This window comes from Methylocaldum sp. (genome assembly GCF_039794385.1).
Taxonomy (GTDB): domain Bacteria; phylum Pseudomonadota; class Gammaproteobacteria; order Methylococcales; family Methylococcaceae; genus Methylocaldum.
Window position 1 is genome coordinate 1 of sequence record NZ_JBDIVO010000170.1, and the last position, 9,789, is coordinate 9,789.

At 58.4% G+C, this 9,789-nt stretch carries 9 protein-coding genes and 1 pseudogene; 3 read left to right on the top strand and 7 right to left on the bottom strand.

The annotated features are described in order from the left end of the window. Positions 1-252: hypothetical protein (locus ABJK70_RS14545; RefSeq protein ID WP_347258326.1), on the top strand; the 252-nt coding region annotated here is incomplete at its 5' end. 156 nt (positions 253-408) lie between these two features. Here the strand turns inward: ABJK70_RS14545 and ABJK70_RS14550 are convergent. The 6 genes and pseudogenes from ABJK70_RS14550 to ABJK70_RS14575 all read right to left on the bottom strand — a co-directional run. Then, positions 409-549, bottom strand: a pseudogene (locus ABJK70_RS14550) (IS3 family transposase); the annotation flags it as partial. 45 nt (positions 550-594) lie between these two features. Then, a complete protein-coding gene (gmk, locus tag ABJK70_RS14555; RefSeq protein ID WP_077731538.1) occupies positions 595-1,209 on the bottom strand; it encodes a guanylate kinase in 615 nt (204 codons plus the stop codon). Between the two features lie 130 nt (positions 1,210-1,339). After that, positions 1,340-1,726, bottom strand: coding sequence for a c-type cytochrome (locus ABJK70_RS14560; RefSeq protein WP_077731539.1), 387 nt, complete (start codon positions 1,724-1,726; stop codon positions 1,340-1,342). Continuing rightward, entirely contained in the window at positions 1,696-2,550 is an 855-nt protein-coding gene (locus ABJK70_RS14565) for a substrate-binding domain-containing protein (protein ID WP_156881115.1), read from the bottom strand. Before ABJK70_RS14565 ends, ABJK70_RS14560 begins: the two co-directional genes overlap by 31 nt. 16 nt (positions 2,551-2,566) lie before the next feature. Then, on the bottom strand, positions 2,567-4,273 hold the full coding sequence (locus ABJK70_RS14570) for a methanol/ethanol family PQQ-dependent dehydrogenase (protein WP_347258327.1): 1,707 nt from the start codon (positions 4,271-4,273) through the stop codon (positions 2,567-2,569). A gap of 1,056 nt (positions 4,274-5,329) precedes the next feature. Beyond that, positions 5,330-5,737: a hypothetical protein gene (locus ABJK70_RS14575; protein WP_077731542.1), complete on the bottom strand. Its 408-nt coding sequence runs from the start codon at positions 5,735-5,737 to the stop codon at positions 5,330-5,332. A 506-nt stretch (positions 5,738-6,243) separates the two neighbouring features. Between ABJK70_RS14575 and ABJK70_RS14580 the strand changes: the two genes are divergently transcribed. Continuing rightward, on the top strand, positions 6,244-7,131 hold the full coding sequence (locus tag ABJK70_RS14580) for an alpha/beta fold hydrolase (protein ID WP_168183857.1): 888 nt from the start codon (positions 6,244-6,246) through the stop codon (positions 7,129-7,131). 567 nt (positions 7,132-7,698) lie between these two features. Here the strand turns inward: ABJK70_RS14580 and ABJK70_RS14585 are convergent. After that, positions 7,699-8,568, bottom strand: a complete 870-nt coding sequence (locus ABJK70_RS14585; RefSeq protein ID WP_077731902.1) for a YicC/YloC family endoribonuclease — start codon at positions 8,566-8,568, stop codon at positions 7,699-7,701. A 163-nt stretch (positions 8,569-8,731) separates the two neighbouring features. Here ABJK70_RS14585 and ABJK70_RS14590 point away from each other — a divergent pair, with 163 nt between their 5' ends. Beyond that, positions 8,732-9,658: a serine/threonine-protein kinase gene (locus ABJK70_RS14590; RefSeq protein ID WP_077731903.1), complete on the top strand. Its 927-nt coding sequence runs from the start codon at positions 8,732-8,734 to the stop codon at positions 9,656-9,658. Positions 9,659-9,789 lie beyond the last annotated feature (131 nt).

Below are 9,789 nucleotides of genomic sequence, written 5' to 3' on the forward strand. Positions count from 1 at the left end.
GTTTGCGATTGGAATGCCGGGGTCCAGAAGCCATGGACGGCAGAGGCCTATCACTTCCTTGTGCACTGGATTCATGCCGCACAGTCCCTGTGCGGCACCCTACGGGCGCTTCGCGTGCAAATCGGCCATCCTGCCGATTTGTCCGGCACAAATTTGCCAGGAGCAAATTTGGACGTGCGGAGCACGGTCCGTAGGACGAACCCCAGGGATGGGGTGAGCAATCCCTGCCGGAATGACGGCTTAACTTATTAGTCAGGCCCGTAAATACCCTCCTGGTATTTCGGGCCGCCGCCCAGGCCGGTATACGCCCGGCCTGGGCTCACGCGGCTTGTCGCCGCGCCGGGGCATCCCTGCCCCGGATTAACCCGGCCTATATTTATAGGCCGGGTTAATAATGGCATTGCCTGGAGCGGGCCGCTTTGCCGACACCTCCCGCCACAAAGACTGGCTGACCAAGGCCGTCGTCATGCGTTCCCCGCGAGCGTAGCCCACGATCTCTCCGGTAAACAGGTCCTTGTGGCTGGCCCGGCACAGCCAGCCTTCCCCGGTCGGGGCCTGTAACGCCCGCTGCCGCAGGCGTTACACAAAATGGAATTAGGCCAATAGTCCGCCGATCAGATCTTTGTGAACTTCGGACTGCCGCCCCGTCTTGAGCCGGCTGGCGACCACGACGCTGCGCAGCTCGGCGAGAGCCCGATCGAAGTCGTCGTTCACGATGAGATAGTCGTACTCGCTGTAATGCGACATCTCCGAGATGGCATCGCGCATGCGGCGGGCGATGGTGTCAGGATCGTCCTGGCCGCGCGCCTTGAGCCGTTCTTCCAGGGTGCGGCGCGAGGGCGGCAGAATGAAGATGGAGATGCAATCGGGCATCAAGTTCCGGATTTGGCGGGCGCCCTGCCAGTCGATTTCGAGCAGCACGTCCTGTCCTTCGGATAGGGCTTTTTCCACGGTTGCCCGAGCCGTGCCGTAATAGTTGTCGAACACCCTGGCGTGCTCCAGAAACCCGCCCGATTCGATCATCCCTTCGAATTCGGCATGATTCACGAAGAAATAATCCCGGCCGTGGACTTCTCCGGGACGCTGCGCTCGCGTGGTATGCGACACCGAAACCGTGAACCCCTCGAGGTTTTCCCGCAGTGCCCTGACCAAACTGGTTTTTCCCGCCCCGGACGGGGCTGAAACGATGAACAGCGTGCCGATACTCATGTGCCTTGAAATGATCCGGAGTGGTCTTAACGGTTGTCCGACGAATGGCGGTTTCCGACCCATGCCGCAGCAGGGGCCGAAAACCGTTAGCTTAGCATGTCATACCGTAGAGGTCGTGAGAATCAGCCGTCTACCGCAGCGTATAGAGAAAGCTGGCAAGATGGCGGGCATCCGCTTCGGTAACACCCGTGTTCGGCATGGCGGTCAGGGGATCGATAGCGGGCGGATCTTGAATCCAGCGCATCAGATTTTCCGGCGTGTTGGTCAGCACGCCGGCGATGTAGACGCGGCTCGCGATTCCGCTCAAAGGCGGCCCCACCAGACCGTTTGCGCCTTCGATTCCGGGGATGACATGGCAGGACCCGCAGCCGTACCGTGAAATGGCTTCCCTCCCCTGTGCGGGATCGCCGCCGGCTACCGATACCGCTGCGGGGTCCTCCTGGCGATCGCAGGCATTCAGAAGAAGAACTGCCGCAATCGCACAGGCTAATGCCGAGAGCTTATGACCGATTTCCATCCTGACCGTCCGTTTCGGCTGGAAAGGCGGGTTCCGATCCGGGGCACGCCATACTCGTCGAGTATGGCTTCGATCTCCTTGCTCCTGCGCTCGATGATGCGTTCCAGTTCTGTGCGTAACCGTTTATCGCCGTGCCTCACTCCCATCGCGATATCGAACACGAAGGGAAGAGACCGGTCGGCCGGCGGCGAGACGGGCACGACGGCGAGCGGAACCGCTTGGTTCTTGGCAAAGTAGCCCGCCAAAGGTCCCCATACGACGGCGATATCGATGTCGCCCGCCACTACCGCATCGATGATCCTGGCCGGCGGATTCTCCTTGGAGTAATCGCCGTAAACGGTGTAACCGACCACGTTATCGATGATCTTTCGGCTGGTCAGGGCATGGGCCGGCGGGGTGTTGGCGAAGTCGTCCCCGACCATCTGCACGCCGATCCTGACGTCGTGCAGCGTAGGATCGTTGAAGGAGCGGATGTTCAGCCCCGAGTCCAGGCGGTAAACGAACACGTAGCTGGACCGATAATACGGCGTCGTCGTCAGTGCGGGCCCGAAGTTGCTCGGGACGCCGAGAACCAGGTCGCAGCGATGGGATTTGAGCGTATTGCGGATAAAGCCGCGCCGCTGCGCCCACCAGGTGTACTCGACTTCGGCATTCAATTCGTGGGCGATGAGATCGCCGATCTTGTTTTCGAAGCCTTCCTGCCTCTGGTTGGAGAAGGGCAGATTATTGGGATCCGAGCAGATGCGGAGAGTACGCTTTGGAGAATGATCATCCACGACGGCTGACGCCATGCCCGGCCAAAACGCCGCAAGCAAGGCAAGCATCGAGAAGAACCCGGATCTACGGCAATGCGAAGACATACAGCATCCCACCCCGCGTCGTATACTCCGGTAAATCGGTCATCGCATTGATGAATCCCAACGCTCCGGTACCGTCACGAGAATCGAGCTCGCCGGCAACGATAGCCCCGGACCAACCGCCGACGCCGGACAGAGTCGCCACGTATTGCTTGCCGTCGGGCCCCCGGTAAGTCATTGGCTGGCCGATGATTCCGGAGCCGCACTTGAATTGCCACAATAACTCGCCGGTCCGGGCATTCACCGCCTTGAACCAGCCTTCCATGGTGCCGTAGAACGCCACGTCGCCCGCCGTCGCCAAGGCGCCGCTCCAGACCGGGAACTTCTCCCTGATCTTCCAGACCGCCTTGGCCGCAACGGGGTCCCAGGCGGTGAACTCGCCCCGGTGTCCGCCGGGACCCGCGTGCATCCGCACGTTGGCGCCGACATAGGGCGTGCCTGCGATATAGTTGGCTTCGACGCCCTCTTCGTCCATGCAGATATTCTGATGAGGAATGTAAAGCCAGCCGGTTTTCGGGGAATAGGCCGAGGGCTGCCAATCCTTCCCTCCTGGCGCTGCGGGACAAATATCGTGCACGACGGTGTTGAACCGGGGCCTTTTCTCATGCACTTCGATGGGGCGTCCGGTTTTCAAATCGACGCCCCTGGTCGTCGTGATATGCACGAAAGGCGTGGCCGACAGCACCTCGCCGGTGGTTCGGTCAAGGACGTACACGTAACCGTTCCGCTCGGGATGGACCAGAACTTTCCGGATCTGCCCGTTAATGGACAAGTCCAGCAGGACGTTTTCGTTAACGCCGTCGTAGTCGTACAGGTCGTGGGGACTCCACTGGTAAAACCAGCGCGCTTCGCCGGTGTCGGGATCGCGTGCGAAGACCCCAGCCGTCCACTTGTTGTCGCCTGGGCGCTGTTCCGGATTCCACGGCCCGGGATTGGCGGTACCGTGATAGATCAGATTCAAGGCAGGATCGTAGGAAATGAAGCCCCACACGGTGCCGCCGCCGATTTTCCAAGCCTCGGGCGGCCAGGTCGCAACGCCCAGATCCTCGCCACGGTCTTGGGGGTAAAACGGCTTGAACCTGGGGCCGATCAGCACGTCCTTGTCGGGGCCGGTGGAGTACGCTTTCCAGACCACGCGGCCGTTGCCGGCATCGAGCGCCGTAAGCCAGCCGCGCACGCCGAACTCGCCGCCGCTGTTGCCCACCAGCACTTTGTTCTTCACGATCAGCGGCGCCATCGTAATGGATTCGCCCAGATTGATATTGCCGATCCGTGCTTTCCAGATTTCATTTCCGGTCTTGGCATCGACCGCCACGGTCTGCCCGTCGAGCGTGTTGAAGAAAATTCGTCCCTTCGAGTACACCGCTCCTCGATTCACGACATCGCAGCAGGCCAACCCTTGAGCCGCGGACAGCGGCTTCGGCTCGTACTTCCATTTGAGAGGCGCGCCCGGACGGGTCAAATCCAGTGCGTAAAGAGTGTTCGGATAAGGGGTCACGATGTACATCGTGTTGTCGGCCACGATAGGCGCGGCTTCGTGGCCGCGTGACAGACCGGTCGAGAAGGTAAAGTTCAACCGCAGATCGTGGACGTTTTCGGCTTTGATCTGGTCGAGCGCGCTGAAACGGGTATTGGCGTAATCCTTGGCCGAAATAAGCCATTGCCCGTCTTCGTCGGACGCTTTTTGCAAAGCAGTGACCGGAGGCTCGGCTCTTTGGGTGTATGCCGCTCCGCCGAAAGGCAGAGACAACGGTAACGCGAAAAGAATTATCGGCAGGGGGAATCGGTAGGCGTACCGTTCATGAAAAGATGGTGAACATAGCCTCCGTGACGTTCGCATCAAGCCTCCTGCTGAGATAGCTTCTCCTTCTGCTCATGGGAGGTGGAGTCTTATCTTGAGACATACCTGATCGGCGAGCGTTCCAAAACTGAAACCTGGCTTACAAAAGCCAAGGCTTTCAGCTCGGCTCCGAACCGGAGCGGTTCAACCCGGCTCGTCTACGAAATGCCGCTTCGCTCTCTCCCTGTGCTCTCTTGACATCCAAGTCGGGAAAGCAACCCGCTTGGCGGGATATGATTCGCCGTAACCCGCTGCTGTCGTAAATCAACCGGATGATCCGCATCGGCGGAGCGCGGTCATTTTGCCCCTGTCGGGCGGCAATTGAGGGTTCAAGTCGGTTCATTTCCGTTGCTCCAACAGCGTTAAACGACACCACCGTAAATTCCGACAGCTTTCAATCGAATCTCCCACATCGATTCCATCTTGGCTTCGCATTCACTGTCTGTTTGATCGCGAAACAACCCGCCAGGTTTCCAAACGTCCCTTTACGGGGAAATCGCTCCTGCGGCATACCGGTACCGAACAGCGTCCAACATAAGAAGCCGAGGGTAAACCGCGCTACATAAACGCCTGGCCGATCGATTCGCCACGGTTCGTAATACTAAACCCTCAAGAATCTCCGCCCAATACCGCAATCACCCCAAGTTGACTACGGTTGCCAAAGCGGTTTGGACATCACTCGTCAGCGTCGTGAAACCGTTACGGAGCACCGAAACGAGAGGCCACCCGATAAGCTACTTTGGAATAGCGTTTAATGGATTCAAGCCTTTTTCGTAAGATGTAAGACCATCGGTGTCCTTAACTATTCCTATAAGCCGGAACAGCCGGAATCGGAAGCTGTAAAAACCCGGCTGAGATAATGCCCGGCCGGGTTATATCGCTATCCGTTCCGGATTGGTTGGTTATTTATTCTTGCCTTTGCCTCATGCCTCGCCCGCCCCTTCCCGCGCCGGCATCCTCGGTCAAACCCCGCAGTCCTTTTCTTTCTTCGCGCAATTCCCGGTACTGGTCTTGATATCGCTCACGCTCCTCCGGCATCATCAGCGGCTCACGCCTGCCTTCCATCTCGCCCGGACGCACACCCTCCCGCCCGACGCCCCTGTCCCGCGCACGTTCTTGAACCTCGCCTTGAAATTCTTGCTGAAAACTTTTTCGCTCCTGCCGAAGATCTTGATACCGCTCCCGATATTGCCCACCCGATGGTCTATCGAGCTTCCGTCCATTGCCGCCCCCTCTCTCCGCCCAGGCCTGGTTCACCGCTAACGTGGAAAATCCGATCAACAGCGCCAAAATAGCGTTCTTATGTTTCGTCATTCGCTTCCCCTACTGATAATCCTAGAAACGGCGGTTGGACGCGGCCGAGTGTGCGGCTGGCGAGCCGGCTGGCAAGGCGCGACGCCGCCGTGGGGCCGTCCCCCACAAGAAGGAGCAACGCCGCCAGGCGGCTCGCCCGCCGTGCAATCGGGTGCGTAGCGACTTCACCCGAGTGGTGAAATCGGTAGAAGGTAGGACGGTCAGAATTCATAGGGCTTTTCTACTCCATCTAAGCGGTCAACTGCCGTTTCTAGGATAATTGATCAATGACGGACATTCCGGATCGTCTTGTCGCTCGCTTCGATACGTTCGGCTACTATTGCTTGCGGCTCGCTTGCCCTAGCCCGCTCGCCAAGACCCAAGCCGACGTAGCGGCGGCAGAACCAGTTTAGCACTGCCCATCCGTGACGCTGATGACAATGAGGACGTGGCGGAAACATCGAAGCAAGGCGCACAGATCGCCTGCCGTCCGAGAACCGAATCCCGGCCATGCCGTCTTGAGATGGATGTCGATCCTTTGTTTGGCGCTGGACCTGTACCGTCCGGCCGCGGCTCAAATTCCCGGCGTTGCCGAGGAATCGGCTGGCCAAATCGGCGGAGTTCCCGTCTCGGTCTGGACCTATCCTAGCGATGGCCTGAAGGTCAAAGGCTTGCTGTTCCTGCCCTGCGCCAAAGACAAACTGCCGCTGATTCTCTTCAACCATGACGGCGTTTCGGGCATTTCCGTGGAACACATGCGGGCCAGTGCGCGTCTGGCGCAGGCGGGGTATGCCGTGTTCACCCCGTCCTATCGAGGCGAGGACGGATCGGAAGGAGACATCGAAGTAGCCGCCGGCGAAGTGCGGGATGTGCTGAATGTTCTGCCGCTGCTGGCCCAAGTACCCGGCGTCGACGGCCGGAAAGTGGCCATGGTCGGGGTCTCGCACGGCGCTCTGATCAGCGTGCTGGCAGCCGCGCGGCAGTCTGAGGTCGATGCCGTGGTCACGGCCGACGGGGTGATGGACATCTACGCCTGGTGGCGCCATCTTCAACAAAATGGAATCTCGGGCCGCGACGAACTGACCCGGCGAATCTACGGCGACGGCCCGGAGGACAAACCGCTGGCTTTCTCGACCCGCCACGCCCTGGCTCAAATCCCGAACTTGAAGGCGCCGGTGCTGATCCTCCAGGGCGGCCGGGACGACATCGTACCCGCCCAGCAGGCGATTACATTCAAGGCGAAATTGGACAGAGCCCGGCATCCGGCCAAATTGAAAATTTATCCCCGCTGCCGGCATGGCTTTCTGGTTTACACACCTTACCTGAAGAACGGCGCGGCACCGGCTGAACGCATCGAGACCGAGAAGGCGTGGCAAGATCTCTTGGGATTTCTCGAAAAGCATCTCAAGTCTTGAAATCCTCTTCGGAATTGCCGAAATAGCTCCGTAAACTGGGTTGGTAAACTCAGCTGTCAGAGCAGTTTCCGTTCGTATGTAAGGATTGATTGTAAATGGCCTTATTCCATTCGGCATTCGAGTGAACATTAATCGTAGGGTGGGTTAGCGAAGCGTAACCCACCGATTCGGGATCGCTCGGTGGGCTACGGCCTCGCGGCCTAACCCACCTACAAAAATTAATGCTTTATTGAAAGCGATTTGGAATTAGTGTGGGAGCGGGCTTTAGCCCGCGATAATCGCTCAATCGCGGGCTAAAGCCCGCTCCCACAAGCCCTAAACCAACTTGAAGTACGCAAAAAATGCGGCTATTTATGGAGGAATTTTCGCCAAGTGAACGCCGGATTTCCCGACATCGGCTTGAGGTGTAGAAAAAAGAAACCCGGCCGAGGCCGGGCACTCAAGACTGCTTCTTGGTGATTCTTAGCGGAATCTTCCCCCAATTCCGTGCAGTCCCCTCCAGCTTAGCCGAAAATCGACTGTGTGCAAGACCTTCCCGCGTCCCCAATGCGGGAACATCCCGATACGTCATTCAATATTCTGCGTCTGTTCTCTCATTTGTTCGATCAGCACTTTCATCTCGACCGAGGCCTTGGTCGTTTCAGCATCGGCGGATTTCGAGCCTAGCGTGTTGGCTTCGCGGTTCATTTCCTGAAGCAGGAAATCGAGACGGCGGCCCACCGGCTCTTTCTGGCGCAAGGCCCGCAGCACTTCATCGACATGGGCATCGAGCCTATCCAGTTCCTCGTCGACATCCAATTTCTGTGCGAGGTAGACCATTTCCTGCTCCAGCCGCTCGGAATCCGGATTGGCGCAGACTTCGGCCAGCCGTGCCATGATCTTCTGCCGAATGGATTGGAGTACTTCCGGCATACGCGCCCGCACCGACGATACGTGTTCCCGCAGTTTGACGCAGCGTTCTTTCAACAAAGCCGCCAATTGGCGCCCCTCGTTTTCCCGTACGACTATGGCTTGCTTCAGCACGTCGGTCAAAAGGTCGAGAATTTCGGCGGCAAGTTGTTCTCGGTCGGCCTCGGGCTCGTGCAAGGCGCCCGGCCATTTCAAGACGTCCAGGGCACTGAAGCCGGCCAAGGGCCTATCGCTCAGATCGTCCACCTCCCGGGCGGTCGCCAACAGCTTGGTGACCAACTCACGGTTCATGCGGATGTCGGCGCCGCCTTCGACGCTTTTCTTATAGGACAAAATGCAATCCAAGCGCCCTCGGTTGATGAGCGCACCGACGCGGCTGCGGGCGGCAGGCTCCAAAAAGCGGAATGCATCCGGCAAACGCAGGGAAAGATCGAGGTAGCGGTGATTGACCGAGCGTACCTCCCAGGTGAAAAGCCAGTCCCGAATTTCTCGTTCGCCGCTGGCGAAAGCGGTCATGCTGCGGATCATGGAAAATCTTGCTTTATACTGAGTAAATTGAATCACGCATTTAAGTCTTCTGGCCTGTCCCGAATTTTGTCGGTTCGCCCTTTTTTCCGGAGGGGAGAGAACTGAAGTCGGTCCTGCGTAAAACCCTAATGCGAAAGAACGGAATATTAAGCTGAATCCTCCCATGCGGAAACTCTGGCCAGACTCTTCGGACAAGCCTCCGAAAGAGTTTTACTTTTTGAAGTCCGGAACGATCGTCGATCAATACATGATCGAGCGCCCTTTGGCCGGGGGCGGATTCAGTTCCGTCTACCTGGCGCGCCAGCTGGCCGACCAGCACCAGGTAGCCATCAAAGAGTACCTGCCGCGCCGCCTGGCGCATCGCACGCCGGAAAATCACGTGGTGCCGAACAGCGAAGAAACTCGCTCGATGTTCCTGCGCGGCCGGCGACTGTTTCTTGAAGAAGCCAAAGTTCTCACCAGGTTCAAACATCGCAACATCGTCGAGGTCTTGAACTTCTTTCAGGCCAACTCGACGGTCTACCTGGTAATGACCTTCGAATATGGAAAAATCCTGGGCGATTATCTGCTGAAAGAAAAGAAAAACGGTGTGAGCGATCAGTTCCTGCGCATGGTGTTTCCGGCGCTCCTCGATGGCCTCAGGACGATCCACCAAAACGGGCTGCTGCACCTCGACATCAAACCGCAGAACATTCTGATCCGTTCGGGCGGCGATCCTTTGCTGCTGGACTTCGGAGCCTCGCAGCCTTATCCGTACGAGGAAAACACGCGAATCGGCAAAGTCCTGACCAACGGCTTCTCTCCCATCGAACAATATCAGGACGACGGCGCCTTAGGCCCGTGGAGCGACATCTACGCCATAGGCGCAACCATGCGGATGTGCTTGGACGGCCTCCCGCCTCCCGCGGCTCCGATTCGCGCCGAACGCGATAGCCTCATCCCGGCGGTCAAAGCGTTCAAACGCCGCTATCCGCAAAATCTGCTGCAAGCCATCGATTTGGCCATGATCGTAGATCCCGCGCAACGTCCGCAGTCGATAGAAGAATTCTCGCGGCTCCTCTCCGCGGACAGCCGACCGGCCGAAAGTTGAACGGCCGGAGATCGACTCCGGGTCTCCATCGCTCCACCGTAAGATCCCCCCCCTTCTTGGCCGCGCCTAAAGGTATTTAACTTTGCGGCAAAGGATTGTTCCTCTGCGGAAGATGGCATAATGTATGCCCG